Origin of the sequence: Actibacterium mucosum KCTC 23349 (assembly GCF_000647975.1) — a bacterium.
Classification (GTDB): Bacteria; Pseudomonadota; Alphaproteobacteria; order Rhodobacterales; family Rhodobacteraceae; genus Actibacterium; species Actibacterium mucosum.
Genome location: NZ_JFKE01000002.1, coordinates 264,117 through 285,949, shown reverse-complemented (window position 1 = coordinate 285,949; position 21,833 = coordinate 264,117). Strand labels below are relative to the sequence as shown.

Here is a 21,833-nt window from a genome sequence, read left to right as displayed (position 1 = left end):
TTATTCGTCGTCCAGCGCTTCAACAGCTTTCTGCAGATCGTCCTTGGAGACTTCTTTCTCGGAAACCTCTGCCAGTTCGAACAGGTAGTCGACAACCTTGTCTTCGAAAATCGGCGCGCGCAGCTGTTGCTGCATCTGCTGGTTTTGCTGAATGAATTCAAAGAACTGTCGTTCCTGGCCCGGGTATTGGCGGGCCTGAGCCATGATCGCTTGGGTCATCTCGGCATCCGAAACTTCAACCTTGGCTTTCTGACCAACCTCAGCCAGCAAAAGGCCCAGGCGCACACGACGTTCTGCCAGCTTGTTGGCTTCGTCGGTCACCTCGATCTCGGGGTGGTCATGGCCTTCGGCGTCCGGGTTTTCCTCGTGCCACAGCTGATGCGCGATCTGCTTGGCCTCGGCTTCCTGCAGGCTGGGCGGCAGATCAAAGGCCACTTTGTCGTCCAGCACGTCCAGCAAAGCACGCTTCATAACTGCGCGCGAAGCGCCCGCGAATTCCGCTTCCAGACGCTCGGTGACCTGCGCCTTAAGACCGTCCAGATCTTCGGCGCCGAATTGCTTGGCCAGCTCGTCGTCGATCTCGGCCGGGACGGGTTCTTTGACTTCTTTAACGGTGCACTCGAACACCGCGTCTTTGCCGGCCAGGTTCTCGGCCTGATACTCGGCCGGGAAGGTCACTTTCACTTCAATTTCTTCTTCGGCTTTGGCGCCCACCAGCTGCTCTTCAAAGCCCGGGATGAACGAGTTCGAACCCAGCGTCAGCGGATAATCTTCGGCGGCACCACCGTCGAAGGCTTCGCCGTCAACTTTGCCAAGGAAGTCGATCACAACTTGATCACCGTCCTTGGCTTTCGAACCCTTGCGGCGCGCTTTGAAGTTCTGCGCGGTACCGGCCAGGTTACCCAAAGCTTCTTCGATATCCGCTTCGGCGGCTTTGACAACCATCTTCTCCAGCGTCACGCCCTTCATGTCGACCTCGGGGATCTCGGGCAGTGCTTCGTAGGACATCTCGACGACAACATCGTCGCCTTCTTTCCAGTCCTCGTTGGTCATCTTGACTTCGGGCTGCAACGCCGGGCGCTCGCCGCTTTGTTCGAAATGGTCGTTCATGGCGCCGTCGATGGTTTCCTGCATGGCTTCGCCCAGAACGCGGGGGCCGAACTGCTTTTTCAGCAGCGCCAGAGGCACTTTGCCTTTGCGGAAACCCTTCATTTCTACGTCGGGTTGGGCTTCGACCAGCTTTTGTTCAACTTTGTTGTCCAGCTCGTCTGCCGTCAGGGTGATCTGGTAGCTGCGCTTCAGCCCTTCGTTCAGTGTCTCGGTGACCTGCATCGTCGTGTTCCTACGGTTTCGCGCCTCACGTCGAATGTCCCGGCGCATGTCAGATTCCCGCTCTTTTATTGAGCGCTGATGGCAGGTGCAAGAGGCAACGGGGATTTGGACACTGTCGGGCGGTCGTTATTCGCCCGTGGTCGCCACTGCGTAACCAAACGCCAAACGTATGCGGGTCTGCGGCGTTAAGTTATCGACGAACAAGTCAGACGCCGCACAGTCCCCAACGACGGGTTCATTGAAACGCTTGTGAACTGCAAAGTGTTTTCAAAGACGCGCCCATTCATTCACCGCGGGGATCAAGGAGCATCTGGGCTTAAAGGTCGGTTCCCTGCTCAACCTGCGCGTCAAGAAACCGTCTTTCGGGCAGCCAAGGGTTCATTTCCAGGGCACGTCGCAGCGTGTCCTGTCCCAGTTCTACCGCCCCCTCACCCAGCTGCGCCAAAGCCAATCCTGTCAAAGCAGCGAAGTGATCGGGGGCCAGCTCGACCGCACGCTCCAAATCCGGGATGGCCGAGGAATGTTGCCCTTGCATAAAGGCCAAAAAGGCGCGTTGGTTATATCCTTCGGCGTAGTTGGGGCAATAGTCGATCAAGGCGTCAAAGGCGACACGTGCACCGGCCAGATCACCGTAAGACCGCCGCTGCAGGCCCTCGTCCAGAATGTCCTGCGCATGGTCATCCGGCGCATTGGCCCAGATTTCCCACAATTGGTTGGTCAGCAGTCGCGCCTCGTCATTGCTTTGGGCAACACGTACCTGATCCATCAACACGGCACGGCGTGGATCTTCGGGCGTTTCGGCGGGGCAAGCGGCAAGGGCCGGATGGGCCAGCGCCGCGGTCAGCAAGGCAAGCAAGTGTTTCATGGCCGTCAATGGTGGCAGGCTTACGCCGCAGGTCAACACACGTTTGCGAAAGGACCGGTTGACCACCCCGGTGCAGATAGTAGCCTGCGCCCCATGTTTCCGATCCGCGACCATAACCCGTCAGAACGCGCGCCCTATGTGGCCTACGCTTTGATGGCTGCCAATATCCTGATCTTCCTTAGCTATTGGGGCATCATGGATGAACCGCGCAATATTAAATTGTTCTATGATACTTGGGCGCTGGTGCCCGCGCAGATCAGCGAAGGGGTAAATTACCACGGCCTGATCACCTCGATGTTCTTACATGGCGGCCTGATGCATCTGGCCGGCAACATGCTGTTTCTATGGATTTTCGGCGACAATCTGGAGGACGAGCTGGGCCATGTCGGCTTTGCCCTGTTCTACTTTGCCGGTGGTTTGGCCGCCGGTTTGGCACAATACCTGGCGGAGCCATTATCGCCTGTACCAGTGGTCGGCGCATCGGGTGCAATTGCAGCCGTTATGGGCGGTTACCTTTTGCTGTTTCCCCGGGCCCGTGTGGATGTTCTTTTCATCTTCATCATCATTTTCAAGGTTTTCCCCCTGCCCGCCTGGGTGATGTTAGGGGGATGGTTCATCTGGCAAATCATCAGCGGGTCGTTGGCCGACAGCACAGGCGGCGGCGTTGCCTATTGGGCCCATGCAGGTGGGTTTCTGGCGGGTCTGGTTCTGATGGCACCCATTTGGCTGCATCGGGGCGGCACGGCCTATTGGGATCGGACCGAAGGCCACCCCCCGCATCCCGAGGCACAATACAGCCGCAGCTCGATCCCGCAGGTGCGGCGCAAACGCTGACTTAACGGCGCCGTTGCCGCATCATCCCCGGACGGAGGATGCAAATTTCTCGAAGATCGGTTCCGCTGCGGCAATCACTTCGCCGACTTCCAGCGGATCGGTGTTGGGTGTCACGCCGTCAATCAGCCCGCCGGCCTCGCGCACCAGCAACAGGCCCGCGGCAATGTCCCAAGCGTTCAGGCTGCGTTCCCAGAACCCTTCATAGCGCCCGGCGGCCACATAGGCCAGGTCCAGCGCCGCGGCCCCCCAACGGCGAATACCGGCACATTGCGGGGCGATCCGGGCAATGTCCTGCAGTGTCATTGGCAAATCGGCGCGCCCGCCGAATGGCACGCCGGTGGCAAAAATGCTCTCGATCATACGATGACGGCCCGATACGCGCAGGCGCAGACCATTCATCCATGCCCCGCCCCCTTTTTCGGCAGTGTACATCTCGTCCTTGGCGGCGTCGAAGACCACGGCGGCAACAATCTCGCCCTTGTGTTCCAGCGCGATGGACACCGCCCAATGCGGCAGCCCATGCAGGAAATTCGTGGTGCCATCCAGCGGGTCCACGATCCAGCGGCGAGTGGGGTCGTCACCTTCCACCGGCGCGCTTTCCTCGCCAACCCAGCCATAGGTCGGACGGGCCTCTGTCAGGATCTCGCGGATGATCTTTTCCGCAGCCAGATCGGCCTTGGATACGAAATCCCCCGGCCCTTTGGCGGAAACCTGCAGGTTCTCCACCTCGCGGAAATCTTTCACCAGCGACCGGCCAGCGATCCGGGCCGCTTTGACCATGACATTCAGATTTGCGCTGCCTTGCATCGGGGGCTTGCTCCTTGGGATTACAAGCCGCGCGTATACGCCGCGGGAACGGCTTTGCCAAGGTCCGTTGCACAGGATTTGGGTATGCCAGCCATGCGACAGATGCAGGGCATCAAACGCTGTTTGCAATCCACTCCTGCAGGGCGCGTTTGGACGCGATGCCGGTTCGGTTGGCAACCACCTGACCACCATGAAACAGGAACAGCGCGGGGATACCCCGAACACCAAGAGACTGTGCAACTTCGGGCATTCTGTCCAAGTTTGCTTTCATGATCTTCACCTTACCATCCATCTCGGCCGCGATTTCCTGCAAAACGGGTTCAATCGCCTTGCAGGGCGCACACCAATCGGTGCCGAAATCAACCAGAACCGGCAGATCGGACTGATGGACTTCGCGTTGAAAGGTTGCATCTGTGACGTTTTCGATTGGCATGCTGCCCTCCTGATAACTGGTTGCAGCAATGGCAGCTCACTATTTATGTTCAAGAACATAAATAGGAGGCCGCACATGCCTTATACGCCGGAACACCGCGCCCAGACCCGGGCGAAGATCGTCACTGCGGCGCGGCAAATGTTCAATCTGCATGGGTTTGACGGAGTGTCGATCGATCAGATCATGGCCCATGCCGGTCTGTCGCGCGGTGGGTTCTATCACCACTTTGTCAGCAAGGAGGCCCTGTTTGCTGAAGCAGTGGTCAGCTTTCTTGACACCGCTCGACCCGCCGAACTGACCGGCCCCGCCCTGATCCGCGCGGCCATGACCGGGTATCTTAGCGAGGCGCATCTGAACGAGGTCGCCGACCAATGCCCAATGATCGCAGTCCCTTCCGACGTGGCCCGAGGTGGGAAAGACGTCAGGCGGTCTTACCAACGGGTGTTTCAGGCGACGTTGAATCAGTTCGAAACCAACCTGCCCGGCCCAACCGAACAGGCGCGCCAAAAGGCGCTGATGCTGTGCATTCTCAGCATTGGCGGCATGATTCTGGCCCGTACGATGGAAGACGCGGCATTGTCAGATGAAATCCGGCAAGCCGCAGCTGGCGCGCCCGACGCGCTTGGGCTCGACTAACCGCGTTGCAGCTTTACGGCCTCGGTCCGGGCCAGGCGGATGAAATGCGCCATAAAAGGTTTGGCCGCGTCGTCATCCCGGATGGCAGCATACATGCGCCGTGTGACGTTGTCCTTTGTCAGGGGGCGCGTCACCAGATCATCGGCCGCCGGGCCACCAACGCGCACCACCCAGTCCGGCAGCACGGCCACCCCGCGCCCCGAGGCCACCAGCATCAGGATCACCGCTGTCAGTTCTACCTGCCGGACTTCGGCCGGTTCAACCCCTGCCGGTGTCAGCAACTCTTTGAAAACATCCAGCCGGGCGCGGTCCATCGGATAGGTGAACAAGGTCTGATCGGCCAGATCCGTGGCCTCGATGAATTCTTTTTCCGCCAACTTATGGCTGCGCGCGGCAATGAAAGCCGGGGAGTAATCAAAGAGTGGTTGAAACGCGACGCCGGTCATATTTTCTGGATCGGACGAGATCACCAGATCCACCTCTTCACGCCCCAGCGCCGGCAGCGCCTCGAAGCTCAGCCCGGCGCGGATATCGACATCCACCTCGGGCCAGACCTTGCGGAAATCTTCCAGCACCGGGATCAGCCAGTCGAAACAGGCGTGGCATTCCATCGCGATATGCAGCCGGCCCACCTTGCCCTCGTGCAGGGCGCGAAACTCTTCCTCGGTGGCGGCGATCTCGGGCAGCACCTTGTCGGCCAGCCGCAACAGGCGCAGGCCCGCCGCCGACAGTTTCAGCGGTTTCGACCGGCGCACGAACAGCTCGGTCCCGACCTGTTCCTCCAGCCCCTTCACCTGATGCGACAGCGCCGATTGTGTCATGTTCAGAAGGTCCGCCGCGCGGGCCAGCCCCCCGGCCTGATGCACCGCGCGGATGGTACGAAGATGTCTCAGCTCCAGATGCATGCCTGCGCGCGCCTCATATTCTTCTTGAGTATTATGAATTTGTTTCACATCGCGGCCTGTGCGACAAGGGGCAGCCCGAACACCCCGCCTGCCCAAACAGACCGCAAGGATTGCCCCGATGTCCGCCCCGACCATCTCGTTCGAATTTTTTCCGCCGCAATCGCTGGAGGCCAGCTTTCGCCTGTGGGACACCGTGCAGGCACTGGCCCCGCTGAAGCCCAAGTTTTCGTCGGTCACCTATGGCGCGGGCGGCACCACGCGCAAGCTGACCCATGACGCGGTGACCACGATCCACAAGAATTACGGGCTGAACGTGGCCGCGCACCTGACCTGCGTAAATGCCAGCCGCGATGAAACGCTGGAAATCGCCAACGCCTATGCCGAGGTGGGCGTGACCGAGATCGTGGCCCTGCGCGGCGACCCGCCCAAGGGCCAGGGGTCGTTCACCCCGCATCCCGATGGTTTTGCCAATTCGGCGGAATTGGTCGCGGCCTTGGCGGAGACCGGCAAATTCACCCTGCATGTGGGCGCCTATCCCGAACCGCATCCCGACGCCAAGGCAGCGGGTGACGACGTCGCGTGGTTGAAACGCAAGGTGGATGCGGGCGCGAATTCGGCCATCACGCAGTTTTTCTTTGAGGCCGACACGTTTTTCCGGTTCCGCGACGCGTGCGTCGCCGCCGGAATCGACGTGCCGATCCTGCCCGGCATCCTTCCGATCGAGAAATGGAAAGGCGCGCGAAATTTTGCGCTGCGCTGTGGTACGCAGGTTCCTGCCTGGCTGGACGCGGCCTATGAGAAAGCTATTGCCGAAGGGCGCGAAGCCGCATTGGGTCAGGAACTGGCCATCAAACTATGCGACGACCTGCTGAGGGGTGGCGTGGACCATCTGCATTTTTACACTCTGAACAAGCCACATCTGACCATGGCGGTATGCGATTCCCTGGGCATCACATCTGACGTAGCGTCAGAGAACACGCCCGAGCTTGCCTGAGTTCAAAAGGCGGACTTTACTGCCCCGTAGGTAACGGAGGCCGCCATGACACAGTTTTTCGCCCAATCGCCCGATCAGGTCTTGCCGCAATCCGAGTTGTTGAAAATCTCGGGCCTTGATTTCATGCAAGGCATCCTTGATGGCAAGATTGCCGGCCCGCCGATCTGTCGCTTGATGAATTTCCACCTGGCGTCAGTTGCCAAGGGCGAGGTTGTGTTCGAGGGCGCGCCGGAATTTGCGGCCTCGAACCCGATTGGGTCCATCCATGGGGGGTGGTACGGCACGGTTCTGGACAGCTGCATGGCCTGTGCGGTAATGACCACGGTGCCGCAGGGCAGTTTTTACACGACGCTGGAATACAAAGTGAACATCACCCGTGCCATTCCGGTGGGTATGGCGATGCGCGCCACGGGCCGCATACAACACGGCGGACGGCGCACCGGCGTTGCCGATGGCGCATTGCGTGGATTGGACGATGGCAAGCTTTATGCCACTGGAACCACCACGTGCTTGATCATGAAAGGTGTCTGATCCAGTAGAGCGCCTGACGGCGCGTGCCTTTGGTCTCGCGCTGCGCCTTTGGCTTCGCGCTCGGGTCAGGCGCGTTGGACACGGTCGCCAAAGCTTTACATCACTATGAAATTGCGATCCAAAGGAAACCAGTGTCTGAGGGGGCGAAATGAAAAGGTTTCTGGAAGGTCAGGTTGCCGTTGTAACGGGGGCCAGCAACGGCCTTGGCGTTGCGACGGCACGTTTCCTGGCACAGGCAGGAGCCGCGGTTGTTGTCTCTGCCCGCCGGGCCGATCCTTTGCGGGCCCTTGCCGCTGAACTCAACGAGTGGCAGTTGCCCGCCGTGCCGTGCACCGCAGATTTACGCAGCGATCAGGACATCGCAAGGCTTTCCCAAACCGCATTGCAGGCGTTTGGCCGTATCGACATCGTGATGAATATCGGGGGAACTGCCGACGGAATTGGACGCAATTTGTGGGACGTCAGCGCGCGGGAATGGGACGAGATTCGCGCCGTCAACATCGATGGGCCGATGTCGTTGGTCCGGCATTTTCTACCCGTAATGTTGCGTCAGGGCGGGGGGCGGATGCTGTTCTTGTCTTCGTCTGCTACACAGCGCCCCGTGCCACGTTCGGGGGCTTACGCGGCATCGAAAATGGCGGTGAATGGTTTGGTTCACAGCTTGCCGTTGGAAATCGGGGAAGTGCCGATTGCGTTTAATGCGTTTAACCCCGGCCCGGTGGACACCGAGACCCATCGTGACGTGATGCGCGGCCTGCAACAGACCGGCCCAACGGTTGTTCGGTCGGCCGAGATGGCTGCGGCGATGCCTCTGTGGCTTTGCGCGCCGCATACTTACGGCATGACGGGACAGTTTCTGCATTGGCGGGACGAAGATATCTACGCGGCGGTGCAGGGTTTTGCAGCCGATGTAAACCTGCCAAACCGGAGGTAATCACCTGGTGCGCCTTGCGGCGCATTTCCCTCGCCTCGCTTTACCGCCAGTTGGCGGCACGCTCAGGCAGGTGGGGGACGATCGGGTTCACATTTGTGGCTGCGGTTCGGATTGCGTTGTACCCGTGGCCGCCTGCGCGGATGGGTGGATGCTTTCCGATGGGTCCTGCCCAACGACACGTTTGCGACGAATGAGGAAGAGTTTGCCCCATCCGCGCAGTGTTCCAACCGATGGGGCAGACGCATCGCAGGGAAACTGCGCGCGCCAACCTTCGGGCAGGGGCACATTGCATCCTTCGAGGCGTTCCAGCATCCAGACCAATGGGATGTTGGCCAGCGGGCGCGCCTCGACAACACCGTTGAGATGCCCGCCAACGTCGCCATGGCTGCCACGGAACCACATCTGGGCAACGCGGCCCTCGCGGCCTTCGTCACATTCCCATAACTCCGGCTGGAAGACGGTGCGCGTTTCGTCCAGAGCGAGCGCGTGGAAGCCGTGTTTCACGACGCTGCTGAGATGGTGGTGGTGGAACGCATGGGCTGGTTCGGTCAACTTCCACAGAAGCGGTAGGCGCAAGCCCAGCGCCTTGACCGTGTCCCAGACGCCGATCATCTCGATCTTTGCATCGCTGTGGCAAAACCTGCGGCGGAACGCGGCACGGATCGTGTCGTCGCCTGCGCATTGGTAGTGCCGATAGGCTTGGCGGATGTTGCGGACGGTTGCCTCTTCTGCCTTGAGCAAGCCAACTTCGTCAACAACCCCGGCCAGAGACCGAACGGCGAAGGCGCCACGTGAATAGCCCATCAGGATAATCCGATCGCCGGGGTGGTATCGCGACGCCAGATAGCCGTAAGCGCGGCGAATTTGCCGGTTGATGCCACGCCCCATCGCCACGTCGCTGGTGGATCGCCAATCGGTCCATTGAATGCCGGCTTCGTAGTAAAGCGAAAGGCCCGCACCGGGCGGAGCCTCGCAAAGCAGTTTATAGGTCAGCCCGGCATTTGTTTCGCGCCCCTCGCTAAGCGAACTGGATGTGCCGTCCAGAATGATAACATGGGTCAGGGCCTGCCGACCGACGGCGCGTGTTTGTTGCGCCGGGGTGCGGCGGCCGGTGATCCAATGCCATATGCGCTTACTGAGCGTCACCCCTGCCTGCCTCTTGCATCATCTCCCACACACGTAAAGGCGTGAACGGCATATCGGCCTGCCTTACGCCCAACGGCCAAAGCGCGTCGAGAACGGCATTGCCAACAGCACCCAGCGCGCCGACAGTGCCAGCCTCGCCACAGCCCTTCATACCCATCATGTTCGCGGTCGAAGGCACGGGTTCGGTGGTAAACCCCATCATGGGAACATTATCGGCCCGCGGCATGCCGTAATCCATGAACGTTGCCGTGAGCAGCTGCCCGTCCTCGTCGAACACCACACGCTCGGTGATGGCTTGGCCGATGCCCTGCACCACGCCGCCATGCACCTGCCCTTCGACCAGGGTAGGATGCAGCATATTGCCGAAATCGTCGGTCACAGTATAGCGCACCACCTCAACCTGCCCTGTTTCGCGGTCAATCTCAACCTCGGCAACGTGGGCGCCATTGGGGAAAGACCGGCCGTCGATCTTTTGGCTGGCCTCTTGCCGCAGCAGGTCTTCGCGACCGGCTTTGCGGGCCATCTCGGCCGCATCCAGCATGCTGGGCGTCTGGTTCGAACCGGGGCTGCGGAAGGTGCCGTCGTCGAAGCTGACACTCTCTCCTTCAACCCCCATCGCATCGGCGACAATGGGCGTGAATGCAGCAATGGTCTGTTGCACGGCCGCATAGTTCGCACCAGTCTGCACCGTGACCGAGCGCGAGCCGCCTGTACCGCCGCCATGGGCGATGCGGTCGCTGTCACCCTGCACCACATCCACCAGTTCAACGGGAATGCCGGTTTCATCGGCCACGTACTGGGCATAAACGGTTTCGTGTCCCTGCCCGGTGGATTGCGTGCCAACATAGACATTCACCCGGCCTTCGTCGGTGAACTCCAACGTCGTGGTCTCGTTATCGTCGCCCAGGATCGATTCAACGTAATAGGACAGGCCCATCCCCCGCAGTTTGCCCGCGTTCTCTGATGCCGTGCGGCGTGCCGCAAATCCGTCGCGATCCGCCTCGGCTTCGACACGGCCCAACACCCGCCGGAAATCCCCCACATCGTAAAGCTCGCCCGAAACGGTCTTGTAGGGGAAATTCGCCACGGGAATGAAGTTTTTGCGGCGCAGCTCCCAGTCATCCACACCCAAAACTTTGGCCGCGTTATCCATGGCACGTTCAAGTACATAGATCGCCTCGGGCCGCCCTGCGCCGCGATAGGCGTCGACCTGCGTTGTGTTGGTATAGACGCCCTGCACGGATTGATGGGCAACCGGCACGTCATAGGCCCCGGTCAACACGCGAGCAAAGAGGTTCGATTGGATGTATTGCGCGAATTGCGAGTTGTAGGCGCCCAGATCCGACCGCGTATGCACACGATAAGCCAGCACCTTGTGGTTCTCGTCAAAGGCCAGTTCAGCCCGGGTTTGCAGCGCGCGGCCACCATTGTCTGACAGCATGGATTCCGTGCGGTCCGCCATCCAGCGCACCGGCTTGCCCAGCACCATCGCCGCATGGGTCAGCGCGATGTATTCGGGATAGCCAAAGGCCTTCATCCCAAATCCACCGCCCACATCGGGCGTCAGTACCTGCACCTGTTCGGGCTCCAGCGACAGGTGCCGAGCCAGGTCGCGTTTCAGCCCCCAGACCCCCTGCCCGCCATAGCCAACCGTCAGCTTGGCGCCATCCCAGTTGGCCCACATTCCACGCGGCTCCAACGAAACGGCCATCACCCGGTTGCCGGTGACATCGGTCGAGACCACATGCGCCGCGCTGTCAAAGGCGGCCTGCGTGGCCTCGGCGTCGCCAAGTTCCCAGTCAAAGGCGATATTGCCCGGTGCCTCGGGGTGGATCTGCGTGCCTTCGCCGCTCAGTGAAAGGGCCGGTTCGATCTCGTCAAAGTCGAACAAGACCATCTCGGCCGCGTCCTGTGCCTGTTCCAGCGTTTCGGCCAGGATCAGGGCAACCGGTTCTCCGACAAACCGTACCCGCCCCTTGGCCAGAGCCGGGCGTTCAGGTGCGGCACCCATAGTGCCGTCGCGGTTCTGAATGGTTGATGCTGCCAGCCCCATCACCACACCGGCGGCCTCCATGTCAGCTGCGGTTATCACCGCATGAACACCATCCGCCGCACGCGCATCGCTTACGTCCAGTTCGGTTATGTCGGCATGTGCGATAGGCGAGCGCAGGAACCAGCCAAACAAGGCCCCATCCGGTGCGCTGTCTTCCACATATTGCCCTTCACCTTTTAGAAGGCGCGGGTCTTCGACACGGTTTACGGTCTGGCTTTTTCCGAATTTTGTCATGGCCTGCTCCCCCAGGTTGTCGATGCCAACGTAATGGCTAATCGCCAACTGTCCAGTGCAGACTAAAGTTCCATAACCACGCAGATTTTATGCCTTCCGTAACCATTGAAATGCGTTACGGTGGTTGTTGAATAGGCCCCGATCCCGGCGATCAGAATATAGTCTCCCTCGGCCAGGGTTTCGGGCAGCATCAGTGAGTCCGGTAACTTGTCGACACTGTCGCAGGTCGGCCCAAAAACCGGCCAGGATTTCGACGGGCCACCCCGGCGTTGCCCATCTGGTCGCAGAACCTGCAAACGGTTGATATTGCCCATCAGGGGCGCTTCGGCCAGGCCACCATAAATGCCATCGTTCAGGAACACCTCGCGGCCATTGCGCACTGCACGCACCTGAACGGCAAGGCTCAATCCCTCGGCAGCCAGCGCCCTGCCCGGCTCGCAAACCAGTTTGGGGGGCAGCCCGCCAAATGCCATATGTGTGGATTCTCGGATGGCATTGAAGATCGGTCGCAACCGGGGGCGATCTCCTGCGCGGTGCGAGGGGAACCCACCCCCAACATTCAAACGAGCCAGCCGCACCCCCGCATTGCGCGCAATATCCGCCGCGGCAAGTATATAGCTGCTCCAGGCAGCCGGGTCCGTGCATTGCGTCCCAGGGTGAAAGGTCAACGACGGCGTCAGACCCGCCGCAGCCACCTTTTGCAGCAATTCGATCGCCGTATCAGGCGTTGCGCCGAACTTGGCACCAAAATCATACACCGCCCCTTTAACCGGCAGTTTGAACCGCACCGACACTTCGGTGCCTTTGGGCAAAACCTCGGCCAGTTTGGTCAGCTCGCACGGCGCATCCACCGAATACGAGGCCACACCCGCCGCCACCGCCGCCGCCACCTCGGCCCGCGACCGCACCGGGTTGTTGTAATGCAGCGCCGCGCCTGGCACCAATTCGCGGATCAAAGCGATCTCGCGTGGCGAGGCAACGTCGAATGCCGTGATCCCCGCCGCGGTCAGATTGCCAATCACCAAGGGGTCGGGGTTTGCCTTCACAGCATAGGTGACCAACCCCGGAAAGCCCGCAATGAACCCGGCGGCTTGTGCCTGAACCTTGGCCGGGCTCAGAAACACCACTGGTGCGTCCGGCCTGTGTCGGGCCAGGTAGCTGGACGGGTCATGATAAATCTGTTGGGACAACTCCATGAACTTGCTCCGATTTTTCCTGCCTCACATTCATTGTGCCCCGGAATCACGGCAATTCCCCTTGTCAGATCGGGTGTTTTGCCCAAAACTCCGATCAATCTGACGAAAGAAGCGGCAATTTGCATGGACACTCTCGACCGCAAGATCATGACTCAGTTGACCGAGGACGCGCGTGTTTCGGTTTCGGTCCTTGCACGGCGTCTGGATGTGGCGCGCACAACTATTCAGGCGCGGATCGAGCGGTTGGAAACAAGTGGCATCATTGGTGGCTATACCCTGCGTCCGGGTCCGGCATTGGTAAAGCACCGCCTGCGGGCAACCGTCCTGATTACAATCGAGCCGCGCGCGCAGCCAACTATCCTGACTCGGTTGCGGGCCATTGACGCGATCATCGCTGTACATACGACCTCGGGCCGGTTCGATCTGTTGGCCGAAGCCGTCGCAGACACCCCCGCCGCGCTGGACGAAGTGCTGGACGAGATTGGCCAGATGCCCGGCATCCGGGGTTCTGAAAGCCTGATCCACCTGTCGACAAAGATCGATCGCGGGCTCTGAGACCATTTTTCAAAAAAAATTCCTTGCGGCGGAATAACCGGGCCAGCCCGTGCGTTACCTCGGTGCAAACGCCGGACAGGCCGGCGGCTAGAACCCAAGGAAGACCCTCATGCGTATTGTTTCGATCCTCACCACCGCCGCCTTCGTCGGCCTGACCACCTTGTCTGCCAATGCCGCCGGTCACGGCGCCGCTGTCGTTGTCGAGACGGAAAGCGCCCTTGGCCAGATCCTGGCCGACGCGAACGGCATGTCGCTTTACACATTCGACAAAGACACCAGCAATGTTTCGAACTGCAATGGTGACTGTGCTGTCAGCTGGCCACCGCTGCTGGCCGCGGACAGTGCCCACGACAATGGCAAACTGACAGTCATTGACCGCAACGATGGCAGCCGCCAGTGGGCCTATGACGGCGAACCGCTGTATTTCTGGGTTGGTGACACCGCGCCAGGTGAGGTGAACGGTGACGGCGTTGGCGGTGTTTGGCACGTCGCCAAACCGTAACGCCCCCTGTTGCGCGGCACCCCCGCGCAACCGCCGCCCGGATCCCGGTTTTCCCCGGTTATGCGCCGCGTCCGGGCGGCAAGCCCCCTGCCCCCTTTCCCTTACCCGTTCCGCACGCTAAGACAGGCAAAATTTGCCACGTAACGCGGGACAGACCTCCATGCCGATGGAAAAGACCTTCAACGCAGCCGAAGCCGAAAATCGCCTTTACCAAGCCTGGGAAGAGGCCGGGTGCTTCACCGCCGGCAAACATGTGCAAAACGCCGAAACCGGCACCTTCTGCGTGATGATCCCGCCCCCCAACGTGACCGGCAGCCTGCATATGGGCCATGCCTTCAACAACACGCTGCAAGACATCCTGACCCGCTGGCACCGAATGCGCGGCTTTGACACGCTGTGGCAGCCCGGCACCGATCACGCCGGCATCGCCACCCAGATGGTGACCGAGCGCGAGATGGCCGCCAACCAGGAACCCAGCCGCGCCGAGATGGGCCGCGAGGCCTTCACAAACCGCGTCTGGCAGCAAAAGGTCAAATCGCGCGGCAATATCGTCGGTCAACTCAAACGCCTCGGGGCCTCCTGCGACTGGTCGCGCGAGGCCTTCACCATGGGCGGCGCGTCCGGCGACCCCGACAAGGGCAAAGGTCCCAATTTCCACGACGCCGTCATCAAGGTCTTTGTCGATCTCTACAACAAGGGCCTGATCTATCGCGGCAAACGCCTGGTCAACTGGGACCCGCATTTCGAAACCGCCATCTCCGATCTCGAGGTCGAGAACATCGAAGTGGCCGGCCACATGTGGCATTTCAAATACCCGCTGGCCGGCGGTGCCACCTATGAATATGTCGAGAAAGACGAAGACGGCAATGTCACCCTGCGCGAAACGCGCGACTATATCTCCATCGCCACCACGCGGCCCGAAACCATGCTGGGCGATGGCGCGGTGGCCGTGCACCCGTCAGATGAACGTTACGCGCCAATTGTCGGAAAGCTCTGCGAAATCCCCGTTGGCCCCAAGGAACACCGCCGCCTGATCCCCATCATCACCGACGAATACCCCGATCCCGACTTCGGCTCGGGCGCGGTGAAAATCACCGGCGCGCATGATTTCAACGACTACCAGGTGGCACGGCGCGGCGACATCCCGATGTACCGCCTGATGGACACCAAGGGCGCCATGCGCGCCGACGGCAACCCCTATGCTGACGAGGCCACCATCGCCATGGCCGTGGCCCAGGGCGCACGCACCCTGACCGAGGGTGAGGCCGACGCCATCAACCTCGTCCCCGACGACCTGCGCGGTCTGGACCGGTTCGAGGCACGCAAACGGGTGGTCAACCAGATCACCGCAGAAGGGCTGGCCGTGATGGTCCCCAACCCCGCCGCCGCTGAAGAGAGCCCCGAAGGGGCCGATGAAGCCCCCGCAAAGATCCCGCTGGTCGAAAACAAACCCATCATGCAGCCCTTCGGTGACCGCTCCAAAGTGGTGATCGAACCGATGCTGACCGACCAATGGTTCGTGGACGCCGAAAAAATCGTCGGCCCGGCGCTGGACAAGGTGCGCGACGGCACGGTGAAAATCCTGCCGGAATCGGGCGAGAAAACCTACTATCACTGGCTCGACAATATTGAGCCCTGGTGCATCAGCCGCCAGCTGTGGTGGGGGCATCAAATTCCGGTTTGGTACGGGCCCAAGGTTGACGCGAAAGAAGCGTGTTTCGGATTGGACTATGACAGCTCCGAGCTGGTTCCATTCTGTGCGGCGAGCGAAGATGAAGCATTTGAACTTGCTCAGGCGTTCTATGAAAAATCCAAAGTCATAGCGCATGTTGAAGGCAATGACATTTTTGAGGATGCAATGGAAACGGCAGTACTAACAGATAGCGATGACTTTGTCATTCTGCGCCGCGACCCCGACGTCCTCGACACCTGGTTCTCGTCGGGCCTCTGGCCCATCGGCACGCTGGGCTGGCCCGAAGACACCGACGAACTCAAACGCTATTTCCCCACCTCCACCCTGATCACCGGCCAGGACATCCTGTTCTTCTGGGTTGCCCGCATGATGATGATGCAACTGGCCGTGGTGGACGAGGTCCCGTTTACCGAGGTCTACCTGCACGGCCTTGTCCGCGACGCCAAAGGCAAGAAGATGTCGAAATCTGTCGGCAACGTCGTCGACCCGCTGGATATCATCGACGAATTCGGTGCCGACGCGCTGCGGTTTTCCTCGGCCGCCATGGCCTCGCTGGGCGGGGTGCTGAAACTCGATATGGAGCGCGTCAAAGGTTACCGCAATTTCGGCAACAAGATCTGGCAATCCCATATCCTGGCCGAGATGAACGGCGTGTTCGAGGTTGACACCACCACCCGCCCCACCCCCACCCATCCGGTGAACAAATGGATCTTGGGCGAGCTGGGCCGCACCCGCGAAACCGTCGACGCCGCGCTGGCGGATTACCGGTTCAACGATGCCGCCCAGGCGCTTTACGCGTTCTTCTGGGGGATGGTCTGCGACAAATACAACGAGTTCACAAAGCCGATGTTCGGCGATGCCTCGGTACGTCTCGAGACACAGCAGACCATGGGCTGGGTGCTGGATCAGTCGCTGATCCTGCTGCACCCGATCATGCCGTTCATCACCGAGGAACTCTGGGCACAGCGCAATCGTGACACAATGCTGATCCACGCCGAATGGCCCAGCTATGGCGCCGAGCTGGTGGATGCGGCTTCGGATGAAGAGATCCATTGGGTGATCAACCTCATCGAAAGCATCCGGTCTGTCCGCGCGCAAATGAACGTGCCCGCCGGTGACTTCGTGCCCTTGGTGCAGGTCGCCGCCGATGACGCCGCACGGAACGCCTGGGCAAACAACGCGCCGCTGATCCAGAAACTGGCCCGCGTGTCCGAGTTGACCGAGGCCGATGCGGTGCCCAAAGGCTCGGCCCCGATCACGGCCAAAGGCGCAACCATCGTGCTGCCGCTGGCGGGTCTGATCGATGTCGAGGCTGAAAAGGCCCGGCTCGAGAAAAAGCTGGCCAAGCTGGCCAAGGAGCTGGGCGGCCTGCAGGGGCGTTTGAAGAACCCCAAATTCGTCGCCTCGGCCCCGGCCGAAGTGATCGAGGAAACCAAGGAACTGGCGGCCGAGAAAGAAGACGAAAAAGCCAAGCTTGATGCCGCATTGCAGCGACTTGCCGAAATGGCCTAACACATTGCTCATCGGACCCTCCGGGCCCTTTTCGCAACCCCGCGCGAAAAGGGCCGCAAGGCCCGATGAGCGGCCTTGACAGCCCCTCGTTTCCCCGCCAAAACGCCCCGCAACACTATAACCCGCAACCGGGCGTTCCGTGGGCGCCAAACCGACGAGGAGCCAGCAGAATGGCCACAATCTCTCTCACTTTTCCCGATGGCAATGCGCGCGACTATGACGCCGGTGTAACGCCGGGTGAAGTTGCGGAAAGCATTTCCAAATCGCTGTCCAAAAAGGCCATTTCGGCCACGGTGAACGGCGCGCATTGGGACATGCAGTGGCCCATCGATAACGATGCGTCCATCGCAATTCACACGCTCGCCGACGACGCACAGGCGCTGGAACTGATCCGTCACGACTGCGCCCATATCATGGCCCGCGCCGTGCAGGAGATCTGGCCCGACACCAAGGTCACCATCGGCCCGGTGATCAAGGATGGCTGGTATTATGACTTTGACCGCGCCGAGCCGTTCACGCCCGAAGACCTGGCACTGATCGAAAAGAAGATGAAGGACATCATCAACCTGCGCGACCCTGTCCGGACCGAGGTCTGGGACCGGCCGCGCGCGATCAAGCACTACGAGGACAATGGCGAGCCCTATAAGGTGGAGCTGATCGATGCCATCCCCGGCGACGAACCGCTGCGCATGTATTGGCATGGCGACTGGCAGGACCTGTGCCGCGGCCCGCACTTGCAGCACACAGGCCAGGTGCCCGCCGATGCGTTCAAGCTGATGTCGGTGGCCGGTGCCTATTGGCGCGGCGACAGCGACAACGCAATGCTGCAGCGCATCTATGGCGTGGCCTTCAAAAACCGCAAAGACCTGCAAGCCCACCTGACCATGCTGGAGGAGGCCGCCAAGCGCGATCACCGCAAGCTGGGCCGCGAGATGGACCTTTTCCACTTCGAAGAGGTCGCCCCGGGCTCCATCTTCTGGCACCCGTCGGGTTGGCGAATGTTCCAGTCGCTGATCGCCTATATGCGCCGCCGGCAGGAGGCCGCGGGCTATGTCGAGGTCAACTCGCCCGACATCATGGACAAAGCCCTGTGGGAGCTGTCGGGCCACTGGCAGAACTACCGCGAAAACATGTTTCTGGCCGAAACGCAGGATGACCGCGAATACGCGCTCAAACCGATGAACTGCCCCGGACACATGATGATTTTCAACCAGGGCATCAAAAGCTACCGCGACCTGCCGGTAAAAATCGCCGAATTTGGCAAGGTGCACCGGTACGAGCCCTCGGGCGCATTGCATGGCCTGTTGCGGGTACGCAGCTTTACGCAGGACGACGCGCATATCTATTGCACGGATGAACAGCTGACCGAGGAATGCCTGAAGGTCAACGACCTGATCCTGTCGATCTACAGCGATTTCGGCTTTGACGATGTGCATGTGAAACTGTCCACCCGACCCGAGAACCGCATTGGCAGCGATGAAAGCTGGGACCGGTCCGAGGGTGCGTTGAAAACAGCGCTGGACCAGGCCGGGATGAGCTATACGATCTTTGAAGGCGAAGGGGCGTTTTATGGACCCAAGCTGGAATATGTCCTGCGCGACGCCATCGGACGCGACTGGCAATGCGGGACGTTGCAAGTCGACTATAACCTGCCCGAACGTTTCAGCTCCACTTACGTGACGCAGTCGGGTGAAAAACGCGCGCCGATCATGTTGCACCGGGCGCTGTTTGGCTCGTTGGAACGTTTCACCGGCATCCTGATCGAACAACACGCCGGCAAGTTGCCGTTCTGGTTGGCGCCCCGCCAGGTTGTCGTGGCTTCCATCGTTTCAGACGCCGACGCCTATGTGCACGAAGTGGTTGCCACTTTGCGGGCCAAGGGTATTCAGGCCGAAGCAGACATTCGCAACGAAAAGATCAACTACAAGGTCCGCGAACACTCGTTGGGCAAGGTTCCTGTGATTCTGGCCGTTGGCATGAAAGAGGTAGAGGACCGCACCGTAACTGTTCGAAAACTGGGCGAAAAATCCACCGCTGTTGTCGATTTGAACACTGTTGCGACAGAGCTTGCGGCCGAGGCCACCCCACCCGACCTGAAGTAGGTCATAATTTACTTGTTGCCCTGAAAATGCCCCGGTCGATCCGCATTTCGGCCGGGCTCGGCTCGCAGATACGAGCCGTGTAATCAGGGAATGTTAAATGGCGAACTACTTTGTACAAGGGTACCATATCGAGGATTTTTCCGGCCGCTTGGGCAGCAATCGGACCATCAACAAGGAAACAACGGGGTCAAGGCTGGAAGGTACCAGCACGACATTGTCCGGTGACGCTGAAACTGTGGGGTTTTCAGTAACGGATGACGACGCAATGTTCGAAGACGCCTTTCAGGAAACGGGTGATTTTTCGGTCCTGAACAGTGACCTGACCCTTGGCGACACGACCTTTCCCGCCGGCTCGCATATCGAGTTGGAGTTCAGCCTGACAACCGAAGAAGGCATCACATTATGGGTTGCCAGGATCGGCGATGGCACCTCGAATTCCGGTCAAAACCAGATCATCCTGTCCTCAGAGCCGCTGACACCCGGGCAGACTTACACGATCGCGGACTCGCAAGACGGTGTCGATATCCCATTTTCGTCGATCTGCTTTGTCAAAGGCACCCGGATCGCGACACCGGACGGTTACACGCTTGTTCAGGATCTGCGGCCCGGCGATTTGGTGCGCACGCGGGATGACGGGACACAGCCGGTTCAATGGGTTGGTTCGCGTCTTTTGTCTTTGTGGCATCTTGCGCGCGCGCCGCAGCTGGCGCCGATCCGTATTCGCAAAGGCGCGCTGGGGAACGGCACGCCGCGTCGCGACCTGCTGGTCTCGCCACAGCATCGCATGGCGATCAATGGATGGCGGGCAGAATTGTTGTTTGGCGCACCTTCGGTTTTGGTCTCTGCAAAGGCCTTGCTGAACGACACAACCATTACCGTTGAACGCGGCACGCCTTCGGTGGCCTATTTCCACATCCTGCTGCCCAAGCACTCACTGGTCCTTGCGAACGGGGCGTGGTCCGAAACACTTTTGACCGGCCCCGAGGCGCGGGCAACGCTTTCAGCGGAACAACTCAACGAATTGAATGCCCTTGTACCGGATTGGCAGAGCAAGGCGGTGCAGTCCGCCCTGCCCACCATTCGGTCGGCTGATGCGCGGTTGTTGGTCTATTGACCTAAGGCCGCTTTCGTCGATGCCGACCAACCCAGAAACAGCTGGTCGCCGGATTGAATTACGGGGCGTTTCATCAATGTTGGGTGGGCTTGCAGCAAAGCCAACGGATCACCTGTGCGTTCCTCGTCGGACAGCGTTCGCCATGTGGTGGAACGACGATTGACCAACGCTTCACCAAAGGCATCAAGGAACGTCTGCAGTTCTGCTTCGGTCAGCGGGGCCTCGCGCACGTCTTGCAGGGAAACCGTGTCATCCCCCGCCTGCAGCGCCTTCAAGGCCTTGCGACACGTGTCGCAATTCTTCAGTCCCAGAATTTTTTTTTCTGTCATCTCACCCTCGATACGGACACCGCTCAACTTATGGCAGTTTCCAGTTATTTCTTGATTTTAGCGCGATTCGCCCCCCATGCTTTGTCCACGACGACAGAATTTCAATGCCCCCGCTACTCCTTAAGTTGCAGCAGGACGAATTGGAACAATCTGGCTGTGAATTGCCCCACCAGTACGGGGCGCAAGATACGAAGGAGATCCGGGATGCCCACCGGTACCGTAAAGTGGTTCAATACAACCAAAGGCTATGGCTTCATCGCACCTGATGACGGCGGCAAAGACGTTTTTGTTCATATCTCGGCAGTTGAGCGTGCCGGCCTGACAGGTCTGCGCGACAACATGAAAATCGAATTTGAAATGATTGATGGCCGTGATGGTCGCCAGTCTGCTGGCGATCTGAAACCCCTTTAAATCTTTAGACATGACACAAAGCGCTGCCCCGCCGGGTGGCGCTTTCTTGATATCCGTTGCTGCTTAAGCCGGATCGCGGGGCAAACTGGGCACAAAATGCTCGCCCATCGCCACGATACAACTGTGCCCGGCGGCATAGGTCATCACCAACGTCCAGTCTCCGCGGTCGGACGACCACATTTCCATAATCTCTTCTGGCCCACGTAAACCGCTGGCCACTTTGCGCTCGCCCATTTGCCGCTCCAGTCGCTGTACCATCTCGTCGCGTGGGGCACAGACAACCTCTGCGATCGGTGACGCAGACATTGCGGATTGTCCGGATAGAACCAAACCAAATACGATTAGAACACGGAAAATGGACACGGGCGTTTTCACCTCACGACTGCTTCGTGAAGTTATTGTAACAGAATTACGACACTTTTGTTACACAAATACGCGAGACAGCCCGCGCCCTATTCCGGCGGCCCGGCAAAGAGCGTGCGCACCTTGGTGTAAATGTATTCAGGGCCAGGCAGGCACGTGGCCGGCGTGTCTTGCGAAGGCGCCGTCGCGCCGCAAGCCCCCGGCGCCCCATAGCTGAGGCGATCCGCCGGCCCGCCATGCCGCGACACCAGCACCAGGCAAATCGTCAGCGCACAGATCGTGCACGCAGCAATTCTCAGCATTTGCGCCCCCATTTGCGCCATGCGCGATTGAAATCATTGGATAAACGGTA

General features: G+C 60.0%; 22 protein-coding genes. 11 read left to right on the top strand and 11 right to left on the bottom strand.

Features of this window, described 5'->3' with window-relative positions; all coding sequences use genetic code 11:
• Together tig and ACMU_RS04695 are read right to left on the bottom strand one after the other, a co-directional pair.
• Complete coding sequence (tig, locus tag ACMU_RS04700) at nt 1-1,332, bottom strand: trigger factor (protein ID WP_035256696.1); 1,332 nt, start codon at nt 1,330-1,332, stop codon at nt 1-3.
• A 316-nt stretch (nt 1,333-1,648) separates the two neighbouring features.
• On the bottom strand, nt 1,649-2,197 hold the full coding sequence (locus ACMU_RS04695) for a tetratricopeptide repeat protein (RefSeq protein ID WP_035256694.1): 549 nt from the start codon (nt 2,195-2,197) through the stop codon (nt 1,649-1,651).
• A gap of 93 nt (nt 2,198-2,290) precedes the next feature.
• Between ACMU_RS04695 and ACMU_RS04690 the strand changes: the two genes are divergently transcribed.
• Complete coding sequence (locus ACMU_RS04690; protein WP_035256691.1) at nt 2,291-3,031, top strand: rhomboid family intramembrane serine protease; 741 nt, start codon at nt 2,291-2,293, stop codon at nt 3,029-3,031.
• 21 nt (nt 3,032-3,052) lie between these two features.
• On the opposite strand, the gene ACMU_RS04685 is transcribed toward ACMU_RS04690, so the two are convergent.
• On the bottom strand, nt 3,053-3,838 hold the full coding sequence (locus tag ACMU_RS04685) for an inositol monophosphatase family protein (protein ID WP_035256688.1): 786 nt from the start codon (nt 3,836-3,838) through the stop codon (nt 3,053-3,055).
• A gap of 112 nt (nt 3,839-3,950) precedes the next feature.
• The gene (gene trxA, locus ACMU_RS04680; protein WP_035256686.1) at nt 3,951-4,271 is read right to left on the bottom strand and encodes a thioredoxin; all 321 of its coding nucleotides are present in this window, start codon (nt 4,269-4,271) and stop codon (nt 3,951-3,953) included.
• A 75-nt stretch (nt 4,272-4,346) separates the two neighbouring features.
• On the opposite strand from trxA, the gene ACMU_RS04675 reads away from it, so the two are divergent.
• Nucleotides 4,347-4,907, top strand: a complete 561-nt coding sequence (locus ACMU_RS04675) for a TetR/AcrR family transcriptional regulator (protein WP_035256683.1) — start codon at nt 4,347-4,349, stop codon at nt 4,905-4,907.
• Here ACMU_RS04675 and ACMU_RS04670 read toward each other — a convergent pair.
• A complete protein-coding gene (locus tag ACMU_RS04670) occupies nt 4,904-5,812 on the bottom strand; it encodes a LysR family transcriptional regulator (protein ID WP_035256680.1) in 909 nt (302 codons plus the stop codon). The genes ACMU_RS04675 and ACMU_RS04670 overlap by 4 nt on opposite strands.
• Nucleotides 5,813-5,930: 118 nt before the next feature.
• Here ACMU_RS04670 and metF point away from each other — a divergent pair, with 118 nt between their 5' ends.
• From metF to ACMU_RS04655, 3 genes are all read left to right on the top strand, one after another.
• Entirely contained in the window at nt 5,931-6,806 is an 876-nt protein-coding gene (gene metF / locus ACMU_RS04665) for a methylenetetrahydrofolate reductase [NAD(P)H] (RefSeq protein WP_035256678.1), read from the top strand.
• A 45-nt stretch (nt 6,807-6,851) separates the two neighbouring features.
• Nucleotides 6,852-7,337: a PaaI family thioesterase gene (locus ACMU_RS04660; protein WP_035256674.1), complete on the top strand. Its 486-nt coding sequence runs from the start codon at nt 6,852-6,854 to the stop codon at nt 7,335-7,337.
• 148 nt (nt 7,338-7,485) lie between these two features.
• Complete coding sequence (locus ACMU_RS04655; RefSeq protein ID WP_051587980.1) at nt 7,486-8,271, top strand: SDR family NAD(P)-dependent oxidoreductase; 786 nt, start codon at nt 7,486-7,488, stop codon at nt 8,269-8,271.
• 87 nt (nt 8,272-8,358) lie between these two features.
• Here the strand turns inward: ACMU_RS04655 and ACMU_RS04650 are convergent, their stop codons facing one another.
• From ACMU_RS04650 to ACMU_RS04640, 3 genes are all read right to left on the bottom strand, one after another.
• Nucleotides 8,359-9,417 carry a DUF2235 domain-containing protein gene (locus ACMU_RS04650; protein WP_051587977.1) on the bottom strand — a complete coding sequence of 353 codons (1,059 nt, stop codon included), beginning with the start codon at nt 9,415-9,417 and terminating at the stop codon, nt 8,359-8,361.
• Complete coding sequence (locus ACMU_RS04645; protein ID WP_035257497.1) at nt 9,404-11,704, bottom strand: xanthine dehydrogenase family protein molybdopterin-binding subunit; 2,301 nt, start codon at nt 11,702-11,704, stop codon at nt 9,404-9,406. Before ACMU_RS04645 ends, ACMU_RS04650 begins: the two co-directional genes overlap by 14 nt.
• A gap of 62 nt (nt 11,705-11,766) precedes the next feature.
• Nucleotides 11,767-12,900 carry a type III PLP-dependent enzyme gene (locus ACMU_RS04640; protein WP_035256671.1) on the bottom strand — a complete coding sequence of 378 codons (1,134 nt, stop codon included), beginning with the start codon at nt 12,898-12,900 and terminating at the stop codon, nt 11,767-11,769.
• 123 nt (nt 12,901-13,023) lie between these two features.
• Here ACMU_RS04640 and ACMU_RS04635 point away from each other — a divergent pair, with 123 nt between their 5' ends.
• The 5 genes from ACMU_RS04635 to ACMU_RS18640 all read left to right on the top strand — a co-directional run bounded on the left by ACMU_RS04635 (nt 13,024) and on the right by ACMU_RS18640 (nt 20,378).
• A complete protein-coding gene (locus ACMU_RS04635; RefSeq protein ID WP_035256669.1) occupies nt 13,024-13,455 on the top strand; it encodes an Lrp/AsnC family transcriptional regulator in 432 nt (143 codons plus the stop codon).
• Between the two features lie 109 nt (nt 13,456-13,564).
• On the top strand, nt 13,565-13,957 hold the full coding sequence (locus ACMU_RS04630; RefSeq protein WP_035256666.1) for a COG4315 family predicted lipoprotein: 393 nt from the start codon (nt 13,565-13,567) through the stop codon (nt 13,955-13,957).
• A 160-nt stretch (nt 13,958-14,117) separates the two neighbouring features.
• Complete coding sequence (locus ACMU_RS04625) at nt 14,118-17,162, top strand: valine--tRNA ligase (protein ID WP_035256663.1); 3,045 nt, start codon at nt 14,118-14,120, stop codon at nt 17,160-17,162.
• Nucleotides 17,163-17,332: 170 nt separating this feature from the next.
• Nucleotides 17,333-19,264, top strand: coding sequence for a threonine--tRNA ligase (gene thrS / locus ACMU_RS04620; RefSeq protein ID WP_035256660.1), 1,932 nt, complete (start codon nt 17,333-17,335; stop codon nt 19,262-19,264).
• A gap of 97 nt (nt 19,265-19,361) precedes the next feature.
• Nucleotides 19,362-20,378, top strand: coding sequence for a Hint domain-containing protein (locus ACMU_RS18640; protein WP_051587974.1), 1,017 nt, complete (start codon nt 19,362-19,364; stop codon nt 20,376-20,378).
• Here ACMU_RS18640 and ACMU_RS04610 read toward each other — a convergent pair.
• A complete protein-coding gene (locus ACMU_RS04610) occupies nt 20,372-20,707 on the bottom strand; it encodes an arsenate reductase family protein (RefSeq protein ID WP_035256658.1) in 336 nt (111 codons plus the stop codon). The two genes, ACMU_RS18640 and ACMU_RS04610, sit on opposite strands and share 7 nt — an antisense overlap.
• 204 nt (nt 20,708-20,911) lie before the next feature.
• On the opposite strand from ACMU_RS04610, the gene ACMU_RS04605 reads away from it, so the two are divergent.
• Nucleotides 20,912-21,118 carry a cold-shock protein gene (locus ACMU_RS04605; RefSeq protein ID WP_035256655.1) on the top strand — a complete coding sequence of 69 codons (207 nt, stop codon included), beginning with the start codon at nt 20,912-20,914 and terminating at the stop codon, nt 21,116-21,118.
• Between the two features lie 63 nt (nt 21,119-21,181).
• Here the strand turns inward: ACMU_RS04605 and ACMU_RS04600 are convergent, their stop codons facing one another.
• Nucleotides 21,182-21,424 carry a hypothetical protein gene (locus ACMU_RS04600; protein WP_051587972.1) on the bottom strand — a complete coding sequence of 81 codons (243 nt, stop codon included), beginning with the start codon at nt 21,422-21,424 and terminating at the stop codon, nt 21,182-21,184.
• A 146-nt stretch (nt 21,425-21,570) separates the two neighbouring features.
• Nucleotides 21,571-21,783 carry a hypothetical protein gene (locus ACMU_RS04595; protein ID WP_152544509.1) on the bottom strand — a complete coding sequence of 71 codons (213 nt, stop codon included), beginning with the start codon at nt 21,781-21,783 and terminating at the stop codon, nt 21,571-21,573.
• Nucleotides 21,784-21,833 lie beyond the last annotated feature (50 nt).

Excerpts from the sequence above, each read along its gene's own strand:
- tig (WP_035256696.1), bottom strand. The coding sequence starts at position 1,332 with ATGCAGGTCACCGAGACACTGAACGAAGGGCTGAAGCGCAGCTACCAG.
- ACMU_RS04695 (WP_035256694.1), bottom strand. The coding sequence starts at position 2,197 with ATGAAACACTTGCTTGCCTTGCTGACCGCGGCGCTGGCCCATCCGGCC.
- ACMU_RS04690 (WP_035256691.1), top strand. The coding sequence starts at position 2,291 with ATGTTTCCGATCCGCGACCATAACCCGTCAGAACGCGCGCCCTATGTG.
- ACMU_RS04685 (WP_035256688.1), bottom strand. The coding sequence starts at position 3,838 with ATGCAAGGCAGCGCAAATCTGAATGTCATGGTCAAAGCGGCCCGGATC.
- trxA (WP_035256686.1), bottom strand. The coding sequence starts at position 4,271 with ATGCCAATCGAAAACGTCACAGATGCAACCTTTCAACGCGAAGTCCAT.
- ACMU_RS04675 (WP_035256683.1), top strand. The coding sequence starts at position 4,347 with ATGCCTTATACGCCGGAACACCGCGCCCAGACCCGGGCGAAGATCGTC.
- ACMU_RS04670 (WP_035256680.1), bottom strand. The coding sequence starts at position 5,812 with ATGCATCTGGAGCTGAGACATCTTCGTACCATCCGCGCGGTGCATCAG.
- metF (WP_035256678.1), top strand. The coding sequence starts at position 5,931 with ATGTCCGCCCCGACCATCTCGTTCGAATTTTTTCCGCCGCAATCGCTG.
- ACMU_RS04660 (WP_035256674.1), top strand. The coding sequence starts at position 6,852 with ATGACACAGTTTTTCGCCCAATCGCCCGATCAGGTCTTGCCGCAATCC.
- ACMU_RS04655 (WP_051587980.1), top strand. The coding sequence starts at position 7,486 with ATGAAAAGGTTTCTGGAAGGTCAGGTTGCCGTTGTAACGGGGGCCAGC.
- ACMU_RS04645 (WP_035257497.1), bottom strand. The coding sequence starts at position 11,704 with ATGACAAAATTCGGAAAAAGCCAGACCGTAAACCGTGTCGAAGACCCG.
- ACMU_RS04640 (WP_035256671.1), bottom strand. The coding sequence starts at position 12,900 with ATGGAGTTGTCCCAACAGATTTATCATGACCCGTCCAGCTACCTGGCC.
- ACMU_RS04635 (WP_035256669.1), top strand. The coding sequence starts at position 13,024 with ATGGACACTCTCGACCGCAAGATCATGACTCAGTTGACCGAGGACGCG.
- ACMU_RS04630 (WP_035256666.1), top strand. The coding sequence starts at position 13,565 with ATGCGTATTGTTTCGATCCTCACCACCGCCGCCTTCGTCGGCCTGACC.
- ACMU_RS04625 (WP_035256663.1), top strand. The coding sequence starts at position 14,118 with ATGCCGATGGAAAAGACCTTCAACGCAGCCGAAGCCGAAAATCGCCTT.
- thrS (WP_035256660.1), top strand. The coding sequence starts at position 17,333 with ATGGCCACAATCTCTCTCACTTTTCCCGATGGCAATGCGCGCGACTAT.
- ACMU_RS18640 (WP_051587974.1), top strand. The coding sequence starts at position 19,362 with ATGGCGAACTACTTTGTACAAGGGTACCATATCGAGGATTTTTCCGGC.
- ACMU_RS04610 (WP_035256658.1), bottom strand. The coding sequence starts at position 20,707 with ATGACAGAAAAAAAAATTCTGGGACTGAAGAATTGCGACACGTGTCGC.
- ACMU_RS04605 (WP_035256655.1), top strand. The coding sequence starts at position 20,912 with ATGCCCACCGGTACCGTAAAGTGGTTCAATACAACCAAAGGCTATGGC.
- ACMU_RS04600 (WP_051587972.1), bottom strand. The coding sequence starts at position 21,424 with ATGTCTGCGTCACCGATCGCAGAGGTTGTCTGTGCCCCACGCGACGAG.
- ACMU_RS04595 (WP_152544509.1), bottom strand. The coding sequence starts at position 21,783 with ATGCTGAGAATTGCTGCGTGCACGATCTGTGCGCTGACGATTTGCCTG.